The sequence below is a fragment of the Bordetella tumbae genome (genome assembly GCF_054780995.1).
Map to the genome: position 1 here is coordinate 54,792 of NZ_BAAGVG010000005.1, position 20,655 is coordinate 75,446.

The 20,655-nt window shown below is 59.4% G+C and carries 19 protein-coding genes; 2 read left to right on the forward strand and 17 right to left on the reverse strand.

Translation table 11 applies throughout. The features are described 5' to 3' along the window. Positions 1-18: 18 nt before the first annotated feature. The 13 genes from ACYVI2_RS04490 to ACYVI2_RS04550 all read right to left on the reverse strand — a co-directional run bounded on the left by ACYVI2_RS04490 (position 19) and on the right by ACYVI2_RS04550 (position 13,121). On the reverse strand, positions 19-1,218 hold the full coding sequence (locus ACYVI2_RS04490; protein ID WP_415819450.1) for a CaiB/BaiF CoA transferase family protein: 1,200 nt from the start codon (positions 1,216-1,218) through the stop codon (positions 19-21). Beyond that, on the reverse strand, positions 1,215-2,381 hold the full coding sequence (locus ACYVI2_RS04495; RefSeq protein ID WP_415819451.1) for a CoA transferase: 1,167 nt from the start codon (positions 2,379-2,381) through the stop codon (positions 1,215-1,217). Before ACYVI2_RS04495 ends, ACYVI2_RS04490 begins: the two co-directional genes overlap by 4 nt. Positions 2,382-2,416: 35 nt before the next feature. Beyond that, positions 2,417-3,631 (reverse strand): FAS1-like dehydratase domain-containing protein, encoded by a 1,215-nt coding sequence (locus tag ACYVI2_RS04500; RefSeq protein WP_415819453.1) that lies wholly within the window; start codon positions 3,629-3,631, stop codon positions 2,417-2,419. Between the two features lie 97 nt (positions 3,632-3,728). After that, positions 3,729-4,751 (reverse strand): Bug family tripartite tricarboxylate transporter substrate binding protein, encoded by a 1,023-nt coding sequence (locus ACYVI2_RS04505; protein ID WP_415819454.1) that lies wholly within the window; start codon positions 4,749-4,751, stop codon positions 3,729-3,731. A 48-nt stretch (positions 4,752-4,799) separates the two neighbouring features. Continuing rightward, positions 4,800-5,720, reverse strand: coding sequence for an SMP-30/gluconolactonase/LRE family protein (locus ACYVI2_RS04510; RefSeq protein WP_415819455.1), 921 nt, complete (start codon positions 5,718-5,720; stop codon positions 4,800-4,802). Between the two features lie 59 nt (positions 5,721-5,779). Further along, on the reverse strand, positions 5,780-6,568 hold the full coding sequence (locus ACYVI2_RS04515) for an ABC transporter ATP-binding protein (protein WP_415819456.1): 789 nt from the start codon (positions 6,566-6,568) through the stop codon (positions 5,780-5,782). Continuing rightward, positions 6,561-7,346, reverse strand: a complete 786-nt coding sequence (locus ACYVI2_RS04520) for an ABC transporter ATP-binding protein (protein ID WP_415819458.1) — start codon at positions 7,344-7,346, stop codon at positions 6,561-6,563. The genes ACYVI2_RS04515 and ACYVI2_RS04520 overlap by 8 nt, the downstream gene beginning before the upstream one ends. Beyond that, entirely contained in the window at positions 7,343-8,338 is a 996-nt protein-coding gene (locus ACYVI2_RS04525; RefSeq protein WP_415819459.1) for a branched-chain amino acid ABC transporter permease, read from the reverse strand. The genes ACYVI2_RS04520 and ACYVI2_RS04525 overlap by 4 nt, the downstream gene beginning before the upstream one ends. After that, positions 8,331-9,209, reverse strand: coding sequence for a branched-chain amino acid ABC transporter permease (locus tag ACYVI2_RS04530; protein WP_415819461.1), 879 nt, complete (start codon positions 9,207-9,209; stop codon positions 8,331-8,333). The genes ACYVI2_RS04525 and ACYVI2_RS04530 overlap by 8 nt, the downstream gene beginning before the upstream one ends. Beyond that, on the reverse strand, positions 9,202-10,200 hold the full coding sequence (locus ACYVI2_RS04535) for an NAD(P)-dependent oxidoreductase (protein ID WP_415819462.1): 999 nt from the start codon (positions 10,198-10,200) through the stop codon (positions 9,202-9,204). The genes ACYVI2_RS04530 and ACYVI2_RS04535 overlap by 8 nt, the downstream gene beginning before the upstream one ends. A 16-nt stretch (positions 10,201-10,216) precedes the next feature. After that, positions 10,217-10,960 carry an SDR family NAD(P)-dependent oxidoreductase gene (locus ACYVI2_RS04540; protein ID WP_415819464.1) on the reverse strand — a complete coding sequence of 248 codons (744 nt, stop codon included), beginning with the start codon at positions 10,958-10,960 and terminating at the stop codon, positions 10,217-10,219. Between the two features lie 90 nt (positions 10,961-11,050). Continuing rightward, positions 11,051-11,899 carry an HTD2 family dehydratase gene (locus ACYVI2_RS04545; RefSeq protein ID WP_415819465.1) on the reverse strand — a complete coding sequence of 283 codons (849 nt, stop codon included), beginning with the start codon at positions 11,897-11,899 and terminating at the stop codon, positions 11,051-11,053. A 10-nt stretch (positions 11,900-11,909) separates the two neighbouring features. Then, on the reverse strand, positions 11,910-13,121 hold the full coding sequence (locus tag ACYVI2_RS04550; RefSeq protein ID WP_415819467.1) for an ABC transporter substrate-binding protein: 1,212 nt from the start codon (positions 13,119-13,121) through the stop codon (positions 11,910-11,912). Between the two features lie 172 nt (positions 13,122-13,293). Between ACYVI2_RS04550 and ACYVI2_RS04555 the strand changes: the two genes are divergently transcribed. Together ACYVI2_RS04555 and ACYVI2_RS04560 are read left to right on the forward strand one after the other, a co-directional pair. Next, on the forward strand, positions 13,294-14,523 hold the full coding sequence (locus ACYVI2_RS04555; RefSeq protein WP_415819468.1) for a CaiB/BaiF CoA transferase family protein: 1,230 nt from the start codon (positions 13,294-13,296) through the stop codon (positions 14,521-14,523). Positions 14,524-14,564: 41 nt separating this feature from the next. Continuing rightward, positions 14,565-15,605, forward strand: a complete 1,041-nt coding sequence (locus ACYVI2_RS04560; protein ID WP_415819469.1) for a Bug family tripartite tricarboxylate transporter substrate binding protein — start codon at positions 14,565-14,567, stop codon at positions 15,603-15,605. A gap of 20 nt (positions 15,606-15,625) precedes the next feature. Here the strand turns inward: ACYVI2_RS04560 and ACYVI2_RS04565 are convergent, their stop codons facing one another. The 4 genes from ACYVI2_RS04565 to ACYVI2_RS04580 are packed head-to-tail and all read right to left on the reverse strand — an operon-like array spanning position 15,626 to position 20,649. Next, positions 15,626-16,951, reverse strand: a complete 1,326-nt coding sequence (locus tag ACYVI2_RS04565; protein ID WP_415819470.1) for an NtaA/DmoA family FMN-dependent monooxygenase — start codon at positions 16,949-16,951, stop codon at positions 15,626-15,628. 16 nt (positions 16,952-16,967) lie between these two features. After that, positions 16,968-18,185, reverse strand: a complete 1,218-nt coding sequence (locus ACYVI2_RS04570; protein ID WP_415819471.1) for an acyl-CoA dehydrogenase family protein — start codon at positions 18,183-18,185, stop codon at positions 16,968-16,970. Positions 18,186-18,217: 32 nt separating this feature from the next. Then, entirely contained in the window at positions 18,218-19,585 is a 1,368-nt protein-coding gene (locus ACYVI2_RS04575) for an LLM class flavin-dependent oxidoreductase (RefSeq protein ID WP_415819472.1), read from the reverse strand. Then, on the reverse strand, positions 19,582-20,649 hold the full coding sequence (locus tag ACYVI2_RS04580; protein ID WP_415819473.1) for an extracellular solute-binding protein: 1,068 nt from the start codon (positions 20,647-20,649) through the stop codon (positions 19,582-19,584). Before ACYVI2_RS04580 ends, ACYVI2_RS04575 begins: the two co-directional genes overlap by 4 nt. Between the last annotated feature and the right edge of the window lie 6 nt (positions 20,650-20,655).

Sequence of the window (20,655 nt, forward strand, 5' to 3'; positions counted from 1 at the left end):
GTCTATCCACACGGGATATCACAGAATGATCTCGCGAGACTCCAGATCCGCGCGCTGTGTCCGGCTCAATCCCAACAGCTCGCCGAACACATAGTCCTCGTCCTGTCCCAATGCCGGCGTCAGCCGTCGTATGCCCACCTCATCCGTGCGACTGAATCGCGCCGGCGCGCCTACCGCCAGGCGGGCGGGGATATCGGGTGCGCTCACCTCGGTCACCACACCACGGGCACGCAAATGCGGATCGGCAGCAATGTCCTGCATATTCCAGGACACATGCGCACACAGGCCGCCGTCCTGCAATTGCCTGGCGGTCTGCTCCGCATCGCGAGATGACAGCCATCGTGTCAGCAATCCATCCAATTCATCGCGGTAGCGCACTCGCAGAGCCATTGTGGCATAGCGAGGGTCGTCGGCCTCCGGCCCCAACTGCGCCGCCAGTGTTCGCCACTCCGCATCCGTGCGTACCGCCACGGTCAACCAGCGGTCAGGGTCCGCCGTCGCATATACCCCATGCGGCGCCATACCGGCATCGCCGTTACCCGGGCGCGCAGGAGTCTCACCTTGGGACGCCATCACAAGCGCGTCCCCTATCATGGCCGCGGCAACCTCTCGCGCCGCCAGATCGACATGCTGGGCTTGGCCGGTGCGACGCCGTTGATTCAACGCGGCGACAACAGCCAGCGCCGCGTGCACACCGGCGGCGTGATCCATCACATGGCGCATTTCCATAGGCGGGCCATCGCTATAGCCGCTCATCCACCCCAGACCGCCCCAAGCACCAAACAACGGTGCATACCCCGCAAAATGCGAGTCGGGACCGCTCTGACCGCAAGACGACAACGACAGCAGAATCAGATCAGATTTGACCGCCAATAAATCGTCAAACCCCAATCCCAAACGCGCCATCACTCCCGGACGAAAGCTCTCCGCGGCAATATCCGATGCCGCCACCAGGCGCTTGGCCAGGGCAACAGCTTCGGGTTGTTTTAGATTCAGCCGCACCGATAACTTGTTTGCGGACACCTGATCGAACGTCGCCGCCGACATGCGTCCATAAACAGCGTGCGGCTTGCGAAAAGCATCTGGGCGCGTACGGCTTTCTATTTTGATGCACTCAGCACCCAACTGAGACAACAGATGCGTACAGAACGGGCCTGCAGCGTGAATGGTGAAATCGGCAATGCGCACGCCCGCCAGTGGAGCATTTGCGAGAGTCATACCATTTCCTCCCCAGCCATTTCATTCAACGCCGGCACGCAACCACCGCCTGGCAGCGGCGAGCGCCTGAACTGAAAGGGCGCCACCAGAATATCGGTCTGCTTGCCGCTTTCCAGCACCGCTGGGGCAAACAGCCCACGTGACCGCTCCTGGTCTCCCGCCATCACTTCATTCGGTGTCCGATACTTGGCAATAGGCACCCCCAATTCCTGAGCCCGCATGACGATGTCGTCGGCATGATGCATAGACATCCACGCACGTATATGCGCATTGATTTCACGACCGCGCCGGCTGCGCTCCAACGGGTCGCGCAGCGCCTCATCGCCGGCCCATTCTGGATTGCCCAACAACTGCACCAGCGACAGCCATTGCCTGTCCTCCAATGTCAGCAGTTCAACATAACCATCCCGTGTCTCGAATACGCCACCATAGCGAAAACTGCGCGTAGTGCGATGCTCCAACGAGCCATCTCCCAATCGTTGCAAGGCAAACGCCCCGACAGCCAGCACGGCATCCTGCACCGACACGTCGACATACTGTCCACCTCTCTGTGGCACGGCCCACCATGCCGATAGCGCGCAGAATGCCGCCATCGCTCCCCCCTGATAAGCACCAAAATGGCCATAGATCTTTAACGGCGGCCTATCGGGGAACAACTCATGTGATAAACCATTGGGCAGCAAATACCCCTCTCCGCCAGCGTGGATCAAGTTCAATTCCACGCCATCCCAATCCGCCTTGGCCCCCGTTGCGCCAAAAGGGAGGACACTGACATGCACTAGCGACGGGAATCGCTGATTGAGCGATTGCGGCTCCAGGCCACGGCCTGCGCGATCACGCACCGCGCTATCCTCGATGAAAACATCGGCTTGATCCAACTCGCGCGACAATAGCGCTTGCCCCTCCTCTGTGGACAGATCGCAGACCAGGCTGTGCTTGCCCACTGCCAGGTAGGCAAACAACGCACTCTCTTTCGTACCCGCTAATCGCGGCGCGGCCTGACGTAAAGGCGACCCCGCAGGTGGTTCCAACATGACAACGTGCGCGCCCATGGCCGCCAACAACCTGGCGGCGTAGGCGGCGGCGACAGAAGACGAACACTCCACGACACGGCAACCACTCAGTGGCAACGTGTCAGATCGGGACGAAGAATATGGCTGCATAGATACTGTCTCACAGAGATAGGAACGCAAGTACATCAACGAGTGACCGGCAGCTCCAGATCAACGCCTGAGCCGTCGATAAAGGCAGGCAGCCGCACATCGCGCGACGGCAACGCGACCGTAGCCAATCCCGGCGTGGTCAACTCGCCGCGTTGGTTTTCCGCAGCCAATTCGATATCCACCAAGCCCACCTGGTCCTTCACGTATTTGTGTATGACCTTTCCTTTGCAGAACGTGGTGTCTCCCATGATGTTGAAGCGCCGCATCTCCGTACGGACACGCTTTAACACCCCGGCATCGCCCATCCAGTTCGTCACGAGCGAGCACATCCATGATGAACGCTGTGGGCCATAGTCATAGGTGCCAGGAACGCCGACTTCCTTAGCCACCGACTCACGATGGTGGCCAATACCGGTGTATTCGACGCCGCCGCCCGCCTCCGGATTGCGAAAGAAATGGCCTGGATGCTTCACCGCCGCCTGCAATACCACGCCGTGCGTATGGCCGCGGCCGCATCCCACCAGGAACCCCATCGTGTCCATCAACGACAAGGGACCGCGCGCAATCGTCGGCAGCTCTTCGCCGACCTCAACGTCCTCCCAATAGCGTACGTTGGCGCCACGGATCTGTTTGGGCTCGTTCAGCACCATTTCGTCAATGCGATCACGCTCTTCGTCGGTGTACTCATGCTGGACGATCTCTTTGTACTTACCCGTATCGCGCGCCGCTTTACGTTCGTGGCGTGTGCAAGTCCCCAACGCCCGGGCGATCAATTCGCCGCGTTGGTTGTAATAGCTGGCCTCGACATACTGCAGCACCAGACGGCCCGAGAACTTGCTTTCTTTTTCCTCCACGCCAACGACGCGCTCGATAGCAGTGATGCGGTCATTCGGACGCACATGCCGGAACAGCTCCCAATCGTTGCCGGCATAAAAACCGTGAACGCCCGGCAATCCCCACCGGGTCCGGCCCAGCCAGCCAAACGCCATGGGAAACATGGGGTGGCCAAGCAGCGAACCATAACGCGTACTGCTGGCATAGCCGACATCGCGGTACAAGGGATTCAAATCGCCTATGCCATTGCACCAATTGCGCAGCGTGTCGGGCGTCGCATCCTGCAGATATGGCCCCTCAGGCCGCAAATGCAGGCCGATCATGGCGCGCGCCGCGGCGACGGCTTCATCAGTGATGCGGCCTTCGGCTGGCGCATTGCCTACGTCGGACTGGGCGATATTCAAAACGGTACTCATAGGTCAGCTCCTTGGCTAAATCAATAAAATGCAGAATGCATTCTTTGAATAATCACAGTTCCGCCTCAATGGCGAAACTCACTTTTGATATAGGAAATTATTCGATGCGGATGCCGGCGGCTTTGATAATCCCGCCCCACTTGGTCCGCTCGTTCTGCACGAACGTATCCAGTTGAGAGGGGCCCATCACCAATGGCTCTACGCCTATGTCCATCATGCGGTCGCGCGTCGCCGGTTGCTGTTGCACGCGCTGAATCAGTTCGCCAACACGAGCCACGATGGCCGCCGGTGTCCCACGCGGTGCAAACAAGGCATCCCATGCCACCACGTCGAAGCCTGTCACACCCTGCTCCGCAATGGATTTCACGCCCGGCAACATCTCGCTGGGATGCAGCGACGAAATCCCCAGCGCGCGTAACTTTCCGCTCAACACATAGGGCCGGGCCGCTGTCACCGTATCGATCACCAGCGGAATCTGGCCGCCCATGGTGTCGGTCAATGCCTGACCGGAGGCCTTGTATTTCACGGCAAATAGCGGCGCCTGCGCTGATTTTTCAAACTCGGCGCACACGACCTGTGCCGTCGTGCTGGGTAATCCCACATTGAGCGTGTCGGGCTGGGCACGGGCACGGTCAATCAGCGTAGCAATGCCATTAGCAGGCAAGTCCGCCGCCGACGTGCACAACACCATAGGCAGCAGCCCGATCATCGCGACGCCCACAAAATCGGCGGCAGGGTCATAACCCAGGCTGCTATAGAGAAACTCATTTGCCGCATTGGTGGCGTTCGTACCCAACAGAAACGTGTAGCCGTCTGCATTCGATCGCGCCGCGCTGGCTGTGCCTATATTTCCGCCCGCACCGGCACGATTCTCGATGATGATGGGTTGCGTCAGTGTCTTGCCGAGTTCCTGAGCCAAGAGACGTGTCAACAAATCAGCACCCTGCCCGGCAGCATAGGGAACCACGATGCGTATCGGTTTATCCGGCCACGAAGCGGCAGACACCGGCAGTGCACGTGCCGGCAGTCCCAGCCCCGCCAAGCCAGCTGACACTCCCCACGCCGCACCCGTGCGCAAGAATCTCCGCCTGCTCGAGCGTAATTCGCCTGTTGTTTTCATACTGTCTCCATGACCGGTACACACGATTTATGTTTATGCCGTCCGCATTTACAGAGCCAGGCCCGCCCGCGGCCAGGGCACCGCCAATAGCTGCCCATAGCCCGACAGCGTGATATAGGCGGTACGCAAATCGGCACCGCCAAAACAGATGTTGGTGCAATACCCCTCGGGCGCCTCGTGGAACTCCAGCCACTGGCCAGCAGGACTGAATACACTGATGCCTCCACGCACCAAGGTGGCCACGCAAATATTGCCCCCCTGCTCCACTGCCAACGAATCGAACCGCTGATATCCCGGCAGTCCATGCACCAAGCGTCCCCCGCAAGGCGACGGCCAAGGCTCTTGGGTCAATACACCGGGCGCCTCGACCGCGTAGGACCACAGCCGACTCGTCTCTGTCTCTGACACATACAGGGTCTGGCCATCGGGCGACAAGCCGATGCCATTTGGCGTCAACACAGGATGTGCTACCCGTCTAATCGCACTGCCATCGATACGGGCGTAATACACCGCGCCACGCAGAATGCGGTCTTCGAACGTCTTGCCGAAATCGGTGAACCAGAATCCGCCCTGTGTATCGAACACGATATCGTTCGGCCCATGCAGGGGCACGCCATCGCAATGCGTATACAACGTCGTCACCGCCCCCGTCTCAACATCAACACGTTGAATACTGCCGCCCGCGTAGTCCTCTGACGGACCTGTCGGCCGCGTAAATCCATCATCCGTACGCCAACTGAAGCCGCCGTTATTGCAGATATAGCACTGCCCGTCGGGCCCTAGCGCCGCGCCATTGGGACCACCACCCAGCTTGGCCACGACGCTCACCCGTCTATCGGGCGACACACGCAGCAGGCGTCCTCCCGCGATCTCCACGACCAATACGCTTCCATCCGTCAACGCGACCGGCCCCTCGGGAAACTGCAATCCAGATGCGATGATCTCGCCCTGTAGTTTTAGAGACTGCATACTGTGTCCTTGTTCATTATCGTGACGGCATATAGCTAGAGACGTAACCGTCTGGTGACTCACGTGGCCATAGCGCTCCCGCCAGACGATCCGGCAGGTGACGTCGACGACTGACTGCGCGAACCGAGATACGCATCGATGGCCTGTTGCCGCCCCTCGCGGCTACGCATCGCAGCCTCATCCAACTCGCCCACAATATGGCCATGGCGCAGCACCCAGGCATGGGACGCCAGTTTGGCGGCCGCATGAAAGCTCTGCTCGACCAACAGCGCACAAAGACTCTGTTCCTCTTGAATCCTCGCCAAGCGCTCATACACGCGTGCCACCAGCAACGGTGCCAAACCCAGCGAAGGCTCGTCCAGCAGCAACAACTGCGGCCCTGACATCAGGCCGCGCCCGATGGCCAGCATCTGTTGTTCGCCACCGCTCAATAATCCTGCCGCCGCCCGTCGCCGATTGGCGATCTCGGGAAAGAAATCCATGACCATCTGCTCGCGCTGTGCGCGAGTGCGCGCATCGACAAAATACGAACCCAGCCTCAGGTTTTCCTGGACCGTCAGATCCGACACGATCGCGCGGCCCTCCGGCACGTACACGATACCCAGGCGAAATCGCTGTGCAGCGCTCAGGCGAGTTATATCCCGCCCCCGAAACAGGATCGCGCCCTGCGCCGGCTCCAGGCCTGCGATCGCCCGCAAGGTGCTGGACTTTCCCGCTCCATTTGCCCCTAGCAGCGCAGCGACCTTAGAGTCCGTCATCGCAAAGCGAATCCCATGCAACACGGGGCCCGCGCCATAACGCACCGTCAAGCCATCGACCCGCAGCAGATCCGCTGTGACATCAGTCATCCTCGTCTCCCAGGTATACGCGCACCACATCGCGATTACTGCGGATCTGCTCTGGATTGCCCGAGGCGAGCAAGGTCCCTACGTTCAGCACATGGATGGTGTCGCATACCTCCATGATCAAATCCATATCGTGTTCGACCACTACCAACACCAGCCCGGGAGCCCGCAACTTTTTCAAGGCGGCAGCCAAATCCGCCGTTTCTACGGAATTCAACCCCGCCGCGGGCTCATCCAGCAGCAACACGCGCGGGTGGCCAGCAATAGCGCGCGCAATTTCGGCCAGTCGCAACACGCCCGGTGGCAGTTCGGCAGGCATCACATCGGCGACCTGCGATACCCCCAAACGATCCAATGCCGACAAGGCGCGCTCGCGGTGGAGGGCATTTTCTTTTTTCCCTTTCGGCAACGGCAGAAAAGCGTCCAGCCACCCTACGCTCGCCTCACGGTCCAGGCCGATCATCACGTTCTCGACCACGCTCAGCTCTGGACACAAGGCGACATGCTGAAAACTGCGCGAAAATCCCCGCGCCGCACGCTCAGTAGGGGCCATTTTTTCCAGGTGCTCGCCACCCAACAGAATGCTGCCTTGCTGCGGGCAATACAAGCCGGTCAGACAATTGAAAAAACTCGTTTTACCGGCACCGTTCGGCCCGATCAGACCGGTAATTTCCCCCGGCAACAATCGCACACCCACATGCTGCAGGACCTGTATGCCACCAAAAGACAACGACAGATCGTCAACTATCAGCGGTGTCCGCCCCAACACGTCGACCGTCATGCCTGTCCTCCTTGGAGCCTCGCCCGCACGGATGCCGGTAAAGCGTTGAAACCCAGCACAACAGTCAATAACGCCGCCCCATACAGAATGGGCACCCAGTCGCCGGCGCCAGCCAGCAGCAAAGGCATCAAGGTCAAAAATGCACCGCCTATCACACCGCCCACGATAGACAGCGAATACAGGCTCACCACCGAACCCACCAGCAGAAAAATCGACGTCCACAACGTGAAGCTATTGGGCGATACCGTGGAGGAGCTGAACGACAGCATGGCCCCGCCAATTGCTGCGATAGCGCCGCTAAGCGCCATGCAACTCAAGCGTGCCCAGCTTCGGCGCACGCCGAACGACTCGGCAGCATGGGCGGAAGTACGAATCAGCAACAATGCCTTGGCCTGGCGCGAGCGCCGAAACTGACGCAATAGCATGACAACCGCCACCAACCCAGCCAGCGGCAAATAATACCGCTGCATTTCTTTAGTCATGCCAGGCAACGCATCGAGCTTGACGTACAGACCTTCGTAGCCCCCTGTCACCGACGAAAAATGCAACAGGACTTCAGGCAAGGCCAGCGCCAGCGCCATGGTCGCGACGGCCAAATAAATTCCTGACAAGTGACGCGAGGGAAAAGCGAAGATCATGCCCAGCACCGCCCCTGCCAATGCCGCCACCGGCAGGCTCATCAGCAGCGATACGCCAGCGTACTTTTCCAACAACGCGACGGCGTAGGCGCCAGCTGCCACAAATACACCATGCCCGATCGAGACCTCGCCCCCATAGCGCACCAGAAACCCTACCGAAATAACCGCAATGGCATTGGCAAAACACAATCCCACGGTATAGGTCCAATATCCGCCCACCGCGATAGGCAACAGCAGCAGCACCAACACCCCTGCAATACCCACGCTGGCGCCCAACCGTTGGGATACCGTGGCATTCCCCTGATGGCCGAGCTTGCCGGCCGGATCGTTCACCGACATCATCACACTAGACACGAACACCTCCACGCACGGCAAGAATGCCTTTGGGGAATACGTTCAGCACAATCAGGATCGTCAACAACAAGTACGTATTGTTGAACTCGGCCGCCACATAGAACGACAGCAGATTCATGATCACACCGATGAAGATGCCGCCCAGCACGGCGCCCGGCAGGCTGTTGAACCCGCCGACCACCGCCGCCGCGAAGGCCTGCAGCATGAACGAGGCCACACTGGTCGACGACAAGAACGTGGTAGGCACAATCAACAATGCCGCCACCAACCCTAATAACCCCGCCACAACCCAGGAAAACAGATGTACGCGCCGCAGGCTCAGGCCACACACGCGGCTGGCGAATGGATGGGCCGACACCGCACGAAAAGCAATACCGATACGCGTGCGTTCGATCAGCACATATAGCAGCCCTATCGCCAACGCCGTCGTCACCAGCACGGCCATGTCGTAGGCGGTCACGAGGATAGGCCCCAACTCTGCCCGCCAATCGGGCAAGGGCAAATCCAGGGATACCACGTTAGAACCGAACAACAGTTGCGTCGCCCCTTGAGCGATCAGTCCAACCCCGAGCGTCGCGATCGTGCTGGTCAGATCCGATTTGAATACCAGAGGCGCGATCAGAAAATAGCTAACCGCCATGACCGCAATCATGATGGCAAACGTCAACACCACGGCAGCGCCCCACGCCATGTTGGAAAAGATGCCAGCCGTAAAACCGAACACCAGAAATGCCGCCAGGCCGGCCAGATTGCCATGCGCAAAATTCACGACGTTCGAGCTTTTATAGATCAGCACGATGCCTATCGCCCCCATCGCATACAGGCATCCGCTGATCATCCCCGCCCATACCAGGCCGATGACGTCATCCATGACGGCGCCCCTCTGATAGAGACGCCACCGTGTCCTTAACCTGGCTGTGTGGTTCCGTCTTTTCTTGCGCGCTTGCCGCGCTCCCCTCACTGTCATTGATCTCGATACCTTGATCGATGATCTCAATCACAGCCGGAAAGTATCGCCCGCTGTAGCCTGCCTTCGCCGTCGCGGTGTAATAGCGCTGAGCCAACTCCGTCACCCGAGCTGTCACCGCCATTTGCGCCGCCAGTTCCGAGACGTATGACAGATCCTTCAAGACATACTCAGGCGGGAAGGATTTCTCCGGAAACGTTCGTGGCAGCATGGCGCGGCGTCCATGATTACGCAGCACGAAACTATCGCCAGATCCCTTGGACACCGCATCCAACAGCACCTCTGGCTGTACGCCTGCACGTTCGCCCAGCACCATCATTTCCGCTAACGCCATCGTGTTCTCGAACACCAATGCGTTGTTGATGAGCTTCACGACCTGGCCGCATCCCACATCGCCGCAATGTGTGACATCCGACCCCATGTAATGCAGCCACGGCTCGATACGCGCATACAGATCCGTGTCAGCGCCTACCATGATGCTGAGTTCGCCACGCTGGGCGGCCTCGCGTGTACGCGCGACAGGTGCATCTGCGAAGGCCACACCCAGATTTTTCAGCTGAACGGCCACGGCACGCGCCGAGGCGACCGTTGTCGTGCTGAGATCGACAATCGCGTCAGGCCGGTGTTTTCCTCGCACCAGTCCTTGCTCTCCGAGGCAGACGCGCTCCACTTGTGGCCCGCCCGGCAAAGACAAGAACACCACATCAGCCTGATCCGCGACCTCTGCCACGCTCGCCGCCTGGCGCGCACGGGTGCCCTCCAGGGCCGAGAATGCGTCGGCATTCATATCGAAGGCAATCACATCGCCAGCGTGCTTGCTCGCGACATTTCTGCACATCGGACCGCCCATCACTCCCAGCCCGATAAATCCCAAGGTTGCTTGCGCGTTTGCCATGATGCGTCTCCGGCGGTCAGGCCATCCACATACCGCCGCTGATATCCAGCGAGGTACCAGTAATCCAGTTGGATGCCGGCGAACACAGGAACAGCGCCGCCTGGGCAATATCGTCTGGATTGCCATAACGGCCCAAGGGCACCGTCGCATTCGCCGCGGGAGCCCCGTCTTTGGTGATACTGGCCCACATCGCCGTCTCGACGGGTCCCGGCGCCAAGGTATTGGCGTACACACCGTGGGGTGCACCGGCTTTGGCTATCCATCGCATCATGCCGTGCACTGCCGACTTCGAGGCGACATAGGCGGGACCCGATGCGACACCGCCATTCTTCGCGGCAATCGAACCCGCAGCCAAGATTTTTCCGAAACCTTGCTCACACATCAAAGGAAACAGTTTTCGCGCCGGATTGACTACCCCACGAACATTGACCGACATTAATGCATCCCACTCGTCATCCGTGCTGTCGGCCAATGTCGTCCGCGCAATAATGCCTGCGCAGAGCACGAGAATATCGATCTTGCCATAGTCGTTGAGCACTCCGTCGATCACAGTGTCCGTTTGCGCGCGAGAGGTCACATCGTATTGGCGATAGTCAATCTCGGGCCCAATATCTGCGTGTTCGGCGCGATCCGTGGCGATGACCCTTGCCCCCGCCTGCTTGAACGCATTCGCAATGGCGCGTCCCATTGAACCCGCACCGCCGGTAATGAAAGCGACTTGTCCCTGCAAGTCCGCAGGGCCGCTTAAATGTTGTGCCATTGTCTTTTGTCTCCTGAATGTATTGTTCAATAGTGGACTGGATATAGCGCATTGCGAATCACACTGCCCCCGCGCATATCGTCAGCGTAATCAGCGATAGGTGGCCTTGGCCGACATGGCCAACTCGCCTTCCGGACCGCGCGCCCACAAGTCCACACTGCCGTCATCTGCCTCGCGGCCTTCCAACTGAAACGGACGAGCTACAAACAACGGGCTGACACCACGAAAGTCAAAGCTCGCCAATTGGCGTTCGCCACCGTGCTCCAGGGCAAATTGCTGCAATAACGTCGCCGTCAAGGGGCCATGTACGACGAGATCCGGATAACCTTCTTCGTGGCGGGCATAGGTCTGGTCGTAGTGAATACGATGACCATTGAAAGTCAATGCCGAATAACGAAACAGCAGGGTGGTATCAGGCTGCACCTCACGGCCCCATTGCGCGCGCCCTTCGTAACGCGGCGGCTTCGCAGCCTCAGCCGGTGCCGTCGTCACGGGCGTCGCCTCGCGGTACACAATATCCTGTTCCTCCACGAGGCAATCCTGCTGTTGGCATACAGTCGTGTGCTGCACCGTCACAAACCAGAGCGATCCGCGCTTGCCCACTTTGTTTTCGACTTTCAGGATGCGGCTGTGCCGAGTTGCCTGCGCCCCGATGGGCAAGTCTTTGACATAACGAATGCGACTGCCGGCCCACATGCGGCGCGGCAATTCAATCGGCGGCAAAAAACCGCCCCGCTGGGGATGACCATCCGTTCCCAGCCCACGGCGGCGGACCGCGCCATTGAAAAACAGCCACTGCCAGCCTGGTGGCAAAGCGTCCCCCTCGGCAGGCGCCGTTTCCCAATCCAAGGTCGCGGCCATTGCCGCTACCGCATTCGCGTTCACCTGCTCTGCACGCGATTCCTCGCGGCCCACCCATGCTGCATACTGCTCGCTCACACCCATTCCCCTACGATAGTTTTGCGTCAAAAACGGCTGCAGGATAGGGCTCAAATCCGCGCACCAACTTGAACCCACCACCATTCTGTGCCTGGATGATCCCCTCTTGGCGCGCGCCGCGATGGTCCCCTGCCTTGAAGGTCACTTCACGCGCGCCGCCCACGGCACGGTTCGTCATCGTTTCCATCACGTCGACGAGGTTTTCGCGTGCCAACGGTTTACCGCTGGCCAACAGCATGCGAAATCCTTCGACAAACAACGAAGCGTTACTCCAGCCATTGAGGCCAAACACACCAATGGGATCGTTGGGATAGAGCTTGGCGACTGTGTCGCGATAGGCTTTAATGGCCGCGTCATCCGCATCGACTGGCATCAGCCATGATGAAAAATACGTTCTGTCCAACAGCTTGCCGGCCAATTTGTACGTGGTCGGATCCGCTGTAAAAAATGGCGCCATCCATTTGGCTTTCAGTCCCAGGCGGTCCGCTGTCTTTAATGCCGCGGCCAAGTTCGCATTTGAACCAAACAGAATCACGACTTCCGCCTTGGCATTCGCAATGCGACGGACATGAGGAGTGAAATCCGTACTGCGAACCTCAAATGGAATCGACTCGGCAGGTTGCAGTTGTCGAGCCTGGATCAAAAGATCAAAACCCCGTTTTGCCGATCGCCCCAGTTCATCGTTTTCCCACAGTAGCGCCACACGACTGGCTTTGAGCCCATTGATGGCATAGTCCAGATTGGACGCAGCAGACCATCCATAATCCGGTAATAGCGGGAAGACCAGGCGATCGGAAAACAAGGCGGTTGCCCCACCGATCGGCCCGATCATCGGTAACCCGACCTCCTTGGCATAAGGAATCACCGCGACTGATTGCGCCGTGCCCACCGGCGCTGCCAACGCAAAGATCTTGTCCTCCTCGACCAGGCGCCGCGTTACCGCGACACTGCGCGCGGGTTCATAGCCGTCGTCATAAGTGACGAACTTGATCTTCCATCCGTCCAAGGCATTCGTATCGTTGACATGCTTGAAGCAGGCTTCGGCCGCTCGCGTCAAGATCGCATAGAAAGGCACGGGCCCGGTCACCGGCGTGAACGCGCCCACCGTCACCGTCTTGGATGCAGCATCGATACCAACCGCGCTCTGTTGTGCTCGCGCCCAGCCCGGCAAGGCAATGGTGGCCGCTGCCGCACAACCAGAAAGAAAAGTCCGTCTGTGCATGTTTTGTCTCCGTTTTTTGGATCGGTCGTTATCTGCTGCACGACTAAGAATGCATTCTATATTTTAATTAAACCCAAAAAATACGTACTTTCCCTAATGAAATTAATCAAAATCCCGTCTTTTTAAAAATATAGAATGCATTCTTTATCAAACAACAGGCAGGAGACGCTCGATGACTACCCCTACCCTCACCGGTTACCGCATCATTGAATTGGGAACCATGCTGGCGGCGCCGTTTGCAGCACACATCCTTTCGCAACTGGGTGCGGACGTCATCAAGGTCGAACCGCCGCGCGGAGATCCCACTCGCAGTCTGGTGCGAGGCGGCCCCAGCGGAACCTTCATCGCCTATAGCCATGGCAAAAAAAGCGTCTGCATCGATCTCGCCAGCCCGGCCGGCTATGACGCATTCTGCAAGCTGCTGCAGACGGCCGATGTGCTGGTGCATAACCTGGCGCCGAACGCGGCGCGCAAGCTGCGGCTCTCACGCGATGACTGCGCGGCAATCAATCCCAAACTGATTTATTGCCATATCCGTGGCTACGCCGCGGGCCCACAGGAAAACGACCTGGCATCGAACCCGGTGGCCGAAGCCTCTACCGGCGTCATGGAGGGTAACCGGATCAACGGCCGCCCTAGCCGGCTCGGGCCGTCGTACCACGATCAGTTTGCCGGTGCGTATGCGGTCATCGGCATTTTGTCGTCGTTGATTCAGCAGCAAAAGCACGATAAAGGCGATCATGTCGAAGTCGGCCTGTACGAAACCGGCCTGCATGTGGCCTCTCGCGATCTGGTGGGCGTACAGCTCAAAACGCAATTGCTCGGACGGCCGGAGCGCGAGCCGCATGGCGAGTTCAGCATGCCTGGCTATGGTGCCTATCGGACTGCAGATGAGCGCTGGCTGTACTTGCTGATACTCACCGATGGACATTGGCTGAAATTCTGCCAGGCGATGGGACTGCCGCAGGCGGACGACGCCAGCCTTTATCACCTGCGCGATCGAAAAAAAGCGCGCGAACAGGTCGAAGACATCGTCAAAGAAGCCATCGCGGCATATCCCTTTGACGAGGCCGTTGCACGGCTGAAAGCGGGCGGCGTCGGCTGCACCGAGGTGTTGCCTCTGGAACGCGTCCTGGAAGCCCCCCAAGCCCACCAGCCAGGCAAGTTGCGCCAAGTGCGGTATCGCGGGCTGGACTTCGACGTTCCGGAATTTCCGCGTCTGCATGCCGCCGAAGCAGATGCTCCCCTCTTGCCGCCCGCGGAGTTGGGCGAGCACACCGTAGAAGTGCTGCGCACAGCCGGACTGACATCCGGACAATGCGACGCACTCCTCGCCAGCGGCGCGATCGCCGCGGTTCACTCTGGCGACTTTGCATGGGCGCCAGTACGCAAAGAAGCTTGAACGGGCAGGTGGAGCCGTTCTCATCTATAACGGAGACAACAATGCATAGATTCACCTTTGTCAGAGGGACAAAACGGCCCCTCGCCACACCCATCGTTTCGCGCATCATGAGCGGTGTCACCGCCTGCGCAGCCTCGATGATCTTATTGACAGCAGCGGCCCCACAGACCGCCGAAGCGGCGGACTTTCCCAATAAGCCCATTCGGCTGATCGTGGGATTCCCTCCAGGCGGCGGCGCGGATTTTGTCGCCAGACAGGTCGCGCAACAGCTGGGAGAAACGCTGCGCACCAGCGTGGTCGTCGACAACAAGCCCGGCGCGAACGGCACCATCGCGGCATCCGAAGTCGCACGCAGCGCTGCCGATGGCTACACCTTGCTGCTAGGCGTGACCGCATCGCAGGCCATCAGCCCTGCACTGACGCCATCGCTGCCCTACGACGCAATCAAGGACTTCACGCCGATCACTCAGATTGGCTACACCCCTCTAGTGCTTGTCGTGAATCCGAAACTACCGGTCAAATCTCTGGCGGATTTCCTGCAATATGCCAAGGACAGCAAGAAGCCAATCATCTACGGATCAGCGGGCGTCGGCAACATCACCCATCTGGCGGCGGAAATGTTTCTGCAATCGGCTGGCGTCACAAACTTTCAACACGTACCCTATAAGGGTAGCGCCCAAGTCATCACCGACCTGATAGGCGGCAGAGTCGATGCCTACTTCGACACCTTGCCCTCGTCATTACCCTATATCCAAAGCGGACAGGTCCGTGCGCTGGCCGTCACCAGCACTGAACGGGCCAGCAACGCGCCGTCGATTCCCACAGCACAAGAAGCAGGCGTACCTGGGTTTCACACCACGACATGGTTCGGCGTATTCGGCCCGGCAAAACTCAGCCCGCAAATCACGGAAGCATTGTATAAAGCCATGCGCAACGGCATGGGAAGCAAGGCCGCGACAGAAAGCATGATCACACGCGGCGTGCAGCCAGTGCTGGATCGGCCCGACGAATTCGCCACGGAACTGCAAGCGGATCTGAAACGCTGGCGAGAGGTCGCCGGCAAGGCCAACATATCGCTCTGACAACTACTCAGCGCGACCCGCTATTGATCTCGCGCCGCTGCGCGACCAGCGCCAGCTCTCACCCTTTCGCGCAGCGTACGATGATCGTACCCCGGCGGCCGCAGTCCTCGACGCCGCAACTCGGGAATGACGAGATCTGAAAACTCGTCCATGCAGCCCGGCAAGGTGTGGCTGATACAAATAAAGCCGTCACCACCGCCTTCTTGCAGCAACTGCTGCAACTGGTCCGCAATGTCCACCGCTGTCCCGACAATATGCGGACCTTGGCCCGCTGCAAAATGGCGTGCAATCTCCGCGAGAGGTGTCTCTCGCGGAAAATCCTCGGTAATCACGGACAAATGACCGCGTATACCACTGGTCTCGCCAATATCAGGAAATGGTGAATCCGGATCAAAACGCGAAAGATCAATATTCAAGAACGCCGACAGCATCGTCAGCCCCGCCTTCACGGTGACGTTGTCGCGAATCGCCTGCTGCTTACGCAGTGCCTCTGCACGTGTCTCTCCCACGATCGGCACAATCCCCCACAGGATGCGGACATCCTCGGGACGGCGGTTCGCTTGCCGCGCGGCTTCATGCACTCGAGTCTGGAACTCTCTCATGCCCTGGGTCGAGTGGCGCAAGCCAAACACCAGATCCGCGTGACGCCCGGCGAACGCCGATCCCGCCGGCGATGACCCCGCCTGAGCGATCAACGGATGCCCTTGCGGAGAATGCGGAACGGTAAAGCGCCCTTTGCTGGAAAAGTACTCGCCCTGAAAGTCAATCGGCGCGACCTTTTGCGGATCGGCAAAAACGCCTTGTACCCGATCAGCAATGATGGCATCTGGCGCCCAGCTATCCCACAGCGTGCGGCACAGTGCCAGGTATTCCTCGGCCCGCGTATAGCGTTGGTCATGCTCGTCGAGCGTCTGTCCGAACTGCCTCGCCTCCAGCTCGCCAGCGGTCGTCACAAGGTTCCATCCCACCCGGCCCTCGGTCAAATGATCCAGGGTGGCAAACATCCTGGCTGTCCAGAACGGCGGCAAGAATGCCGTACTCAGCGTCGCGATAAAGCCCACATGCTGCGTCACGCGCGCCATGATGGGAATCAATGGCAATGGATCATGGCGTGGGCACTGCACCGCATAGCGCAACGTGTCATCGCTGCTGCCGCGATAGGTCTCGTAAATCGAATAGGAATCCGACAAAAAAATCGTATCGATCCCGCCGCGCTCCGCTGTGCGAGCCACATGCTCCCAATACTCAGGACGATCGTAGCGCAAGCCCTGAAACGACCGGGGCAGACGCCATTGCCCCACCGTATGAGGAGACGCCGAATGCGAAAGAAAATACGCCAGCAGCATGACTATCCCTTCTGCATCAACGCGTAGAGACGTTGGGCCGTTCGATGCCCAGCACATGCCGCGCCACAATCCCCTTTTGCTTGTCCACGGAATCATGCAGCGTCAGAGTGCGGGCATTGCGCCAATGACGATCGAACGCCCAATCACGCGTGGCGGAGCGTGCTCCACCCACCTGAAACAGACGCGAGCCAGCCTCCAGGGAACTCGCACTCGCATGGACTTTGGCCTGATAGACAGCCACCAACACATCGGAGATGTCTGCCTCCTGCCGCAGATACGCATCCATGCCCCGGGCCGCCTCGCGAATCAAGGCCCGGCTCGCCGACAACGCGATGCGTATGTCACCCACATGCGCTTGTATGGCAGGCTCATCGGCCGGCCGCTGATAGCCATGCGTAGGCTTGAGCGTGCCGTGTACGAATTTCAGCGTGTCGTCCAGCGCAGCTTCGCCGATGCCGGCGAGAATGGCCGCAAAACCTAATTGGTATAACGGAGCAAAGAGCGCACCATGCGGTGCGCTGGCGGGATTGCCCACGACCCAATGGGCAGACACATTGCCAGGCGCAACGCGCAAGCGGCCACTGGCCGTAGCACGCTGACCTACGCCATTCCAGGTATCCTGGATCTCCACGGCGGGATGATTGCGCGGCAATACCACCAGCACGGATTCCGGGGGTCGCCCATCGTCCTCGGTAACCGTCGCGCACTGAAACAGCGCATACTGGCAACCCACCGATCCCGTGGCAAAGGCCTTTTCCGCCGTGATGTGCCATTGTCCATCCGGAAGCGGCGTCGCGATGGATTTGACGTTGACACGCTTGTTGTCATGCGTAAAACGCTCGTCTGGCTCCGCACCCACAAAGCAGAACGACGCCCCTCGCCGCTGCACCGCGCTGGCGATCTCATCCAGCAGCGCATCGCTCGCCAACTGTTCTAACGTATAGAGCGCCCCATTTTGTACAGTGAACAACTGTGCCGTATTGCTGCACGCTCTCGCCAACCCCGTCACCACCTCAAAGAAATCGGCAAACGACGTTTCGCGGCCCAATCCCGCGCCGCCTCGCTGACGGGACAGTCCCACTTGCAAAAGTCCGCTGCGATGCAGCGCCGCCATGTTTTCAGAGGGGAAGCGTGCCTCGGCATCGACGGCGGCAGATCGCTCGGCCAGCCGGGAGGCCACCGTATCCAGGGATTGACGCAACGACAACGCGGTGTCGGATTTCGGGGCAGACATAGGTCTCCGTTTCCAATGAAGTCAGTACGAACTCAAGCGTAGCGATAGCGTGCGCCAGGATGCGATGCCGGCAAGTGCGGTCCGCGTCCCGGGAAAAGTTTTTCACGCAGCGTTCCTGGCGCATACTGCGTCGCATAGCGGCCACGGCTCTGCAATTCAGGCACGACCAGATCAACAAATGAGGTCAAGCTCTCTGGCACGACCAGGCGTCGCAGATTGAAGCCGTCCACGCCCGTCTGATCGACCCACTCAATCAATTGATCCGCGACCTCGACGGGGCTGCCCACGATAAAGGGCCCGCGCCCGCCAATCTGATCAAAGCGCGCCATATCACGTGGCGTAATCGGCCGGCCTGCACGCTTGGTCAGATTCTCGACCGTCGATTGCAGCGCATTGCTTTTGACGAACTGCAGCGGCTCATCGGGATCGAGCCTGGAAAAATCGATGCCGGTCCAGCCCGATACCAAGACCAGCTGCCCGACGGGATCCACATAACGCGCGTATTCCTCTTGCAGCGCCCGGGCCTCGGCTGAGGTGGGCGCCACCAGGACGGTCGCGCCCAAATACAGCAGGACATCGTCGGCCCGGCGGCCCGCGTCCACGGCATGCTGACGAATATCGCGTGCCGCCTGCGCCACAATCGCGGGCGTTTGCCCCTCCAGGAACACGCACTCGGCATGCGTACCAGCAAAGGCCTTACCTCGACCCGAGGCGCCCGCCTGATACAACAAGGGCGTGCGTTGCGGTGAAGGCTCAGCCAGATTGAAGCCCTCCACGCGATAATACGGCCCCTCATGAACGACCTTTCTCACCTGCGCAGGGTCGATATAAGCGCCACGGGGACGGCGGTCCCGAATCACGGCCGAGCCGCTCCAACTCCCCTCCCACAGCTTGTAGGCAGCCTGCAGGAAATCCTCGCCCGCGGCATAACGCTCATCATGCTCGCGGGCTTTCGCGAGGCCCATTCCACGCGCGGCGCTATCCAAATATCCGGTCACGACATTCCAGCCGGCCCGGCCCTGAGTCAAGTGGTCCAACGTAGAAAAACGGCGCGCAAACTGATAAGGATGCTCGTAAGTCAGATTTGCGGTAACACCAAAGCCGATATGCGTTGTCGCATGGGCCATCGCAGGAACCGTCAATATTGGGTCGTGCGAAGGAGATTGCGAGCCTTCGTGCAACGTCGCCCCGGCATCTCCACCATAGATGTCGTAGATCCCGAACACATCGGCCAAAAACACACCATCAAACAAACCGCGCTCGGCCGTCACGGCCAGGTCTACCCAGTAGTCCAGGCGATTGTGATCCACGGAACGATCGCGGGGATGCCGCCAAAACCCCGCCCACGAATGGGACGGCGCGTTCATATGAAAAGCGTTCAGGCGTATGTGCTTGCTCATTTGCGAGACGTAATGGTGCGGTTCCACAGATCCTGAGCGCGTTCGTGCGCCGCCCAGTATTTATCCCAATTGGGGTGATACAGCGTCTTGGCTTGCTCGGACGTGTAAATCAGCTTGGCAGCCAACGACTTGTCCGCATCGATGACAGGGGTGAGCAAACGATTGGTCGGCCCGTAGTTGAAATCCACGGCGTTGCCCAGTTGATACAAGGGGCCATAGATTTCATTCAAGAACTGAGCCGCCAATTCCGGATGCGGCGTCCCTTTCACGATATCTGCCGTCGACGCATAGGCAATCGACCCTTCCTTTGGACGCACGGCACGAGCGGGTTTGTACACGTCCTGCAGAGAATAGGCCCGGCCGTCCGCGATCACGGTCAGCCAGATATCGCCTGACTTGATCAATTGCTCGGCTTGTTGCGAGGTGGACCAATAACTGCGCGCGCCCACACGCGCGACTTCTTCCACGGCCTTGCTCAAATCGCTTTCGTCGCCTCCGAGCAGCCGTGAAGTCTGAATCAGCAACGCGCGGCCAGCGCCATTGGCCAAATCGGGCAAGGCGACATGGCCCGCCAGCCGCTTATCCCACAAGTCTTTCCAGGAGACTGGGGCCGGTATCCCTGCTTCTTGATACTTGTCCGCGTTGTAGACAAAGATCGCAGACACAAAATCGAAATCCGGACTATAGCCATCCACACCCTTGGCCTCGTCGAAGGCCAGACGCGCATTGGGCACCTTGTCATAGTCGAACTTCTCCAATACCCCTGCCTGGATAGCCTGGGCACGTACATCGCCATCGAGCAGCACGACGTCATAGGGTACATTTCGTCCACGCGCCGCCACCAGCTTGGCTAGATGATCGATGGAAGCCCCGTCGATGAACTGCACCTTCACGCCAGTCTTGTTCGTAAAAATGTCGCCGGCGTATTTGATTTGCGTCTGGGTGGATTTTCCTCCCCACGACGATACGCGCAACACGATATTTCCGTCCGGCGCCGGCTGCGCCGCCGCGATAGCTCCAGCCAAGGTCAAGACCGTGGCGGAAAACACTTGCAACCATTTCAAAATAGC

What these genes read in the sequence shown, in the direction of transcription:
- ACYVI2_RS04490 (WP_415819450.1), bottom strand. Translation starts at nt 1,218, where the DNA reads ATGACTCTCGCAAATGCTCCACTGGCGGGCGTGCGCATTGCCGATTTC.
- ACYVI2_RS04495 (WP_415819451.1), bottom strand. Translation starts at nt 2,381, where the DNA reads ATGCAGCCATATTCTTCGTCCCGATCTGACACGTTGCCACTGAGTGGT.
- ACYVI2_RS04500 (WP_415819453.1), bottom strand. Translation starts at nt 3,631, where the DNA reads ATGAGTACCGTTTTGAATATCGCCCAGTCCGACGTAGGCAATGCGCCA.
- ACYVI2_RS04505 (WP_415819454.1), bottom strand. Translation starts at nt 4,751, where the DNA reads ATGAAAACAACAGGCGAATTACGCTCGAGCAGGCGGAGATTCTTGCGC.
- ACYVI2_RS04510 (WP_415819455.1), bottom strand. Translation starts at nt 5,720, where the DNA reads ATGCAGTCTCTAAAACTACAGGGCGAGATCATCGCATCTGGATTGCAG.
- ACYVI2_RS04515 (WP_415819456.1), bottom strand. Translation starts at nt 6,568, where the DNA reads ATGACTGATGTCACAGCGGATCTGCTGCGGGTCGATGGCTTGACGGTG.
- ACYVI2_RS04520 (WP_415819458.1), bottom strand. Translation starts at nt 7,346, where the DNA reads ATGACGGTCGACGTGTTGGGGCGGACACCGCTGATAGTTGACGATCTG.
- ACYVI2_RS04530 (WP_415819461.1), bottom strand. Translation starts at nt 9,209, where the DNA reads ATGGATGACGTCATCGGCCTGGTATGGGCGGGGATGATCAGCGGATGC.
- ACYVI2_RS04535 (WP_415819462.1), bottom strand. Translation starts at nt 10,200, where the DNA reads ATGGCAAACGCGCAAGCAACCTTGGGATTTATCGGGCTGGGAGTGATG.
- ACYVI2_RS04540 (WP_415819464.1), bottom strand. Translation starts at nt 10,960, where the DNA reads ATGGCACAACATTTAAGCGGCCCTGCGGACTTGCAGGGACAAGTCGCT.
- ACYVI2_RS04550 (WP_415819467.1), bottom strand. Translation starts at nt 13,121, where the DNA reads ATGCACAGACGGACTTTTCTTTCTGGTTGTGCGGCAGCGGCCACCATT.
- ACYVI2_RS04555 (WP_415819468.1), top strand. Translation starts at nt 13,294, where the DNA reads ATGACTACCCCTACCCTCACCGGTTACCGCATCATTGAATTGGGAACC.
- ACYVI2_RS04560 (WP_415819469.1), top strand. Translation starts at nt 14,565, where the DNA reads ATGCATAGATTCACCTTTGTCAGAGGGACAAAACGGCCCCTCGCCACA.
- ACYVI2_RS04565 (WP_415819470.1), bottom strand. Translation starts at nt 16,951, where the DNA reads ATGCTGCTGGCGTATTTTCTTTCGCATTCGGCGTCTCCTCATACGGTG.
- ACYVI2_RS04570 (WP_415819471.1), bottom strand. Translation starts at nt 18,185, where the DNA reads ATGTCTGCCCCGAAATCCGACACCGCGTTGTCGTTGCGTCAATCCCTG.
- ACYVI2_RS04575 (WP_415819472.1), bottom strand. Translation starts at nt 19,585, where the DNA reads ATGAGCAAGCACATACGCCTGAACGCTTTTCATATGAACGCGCCGTCC.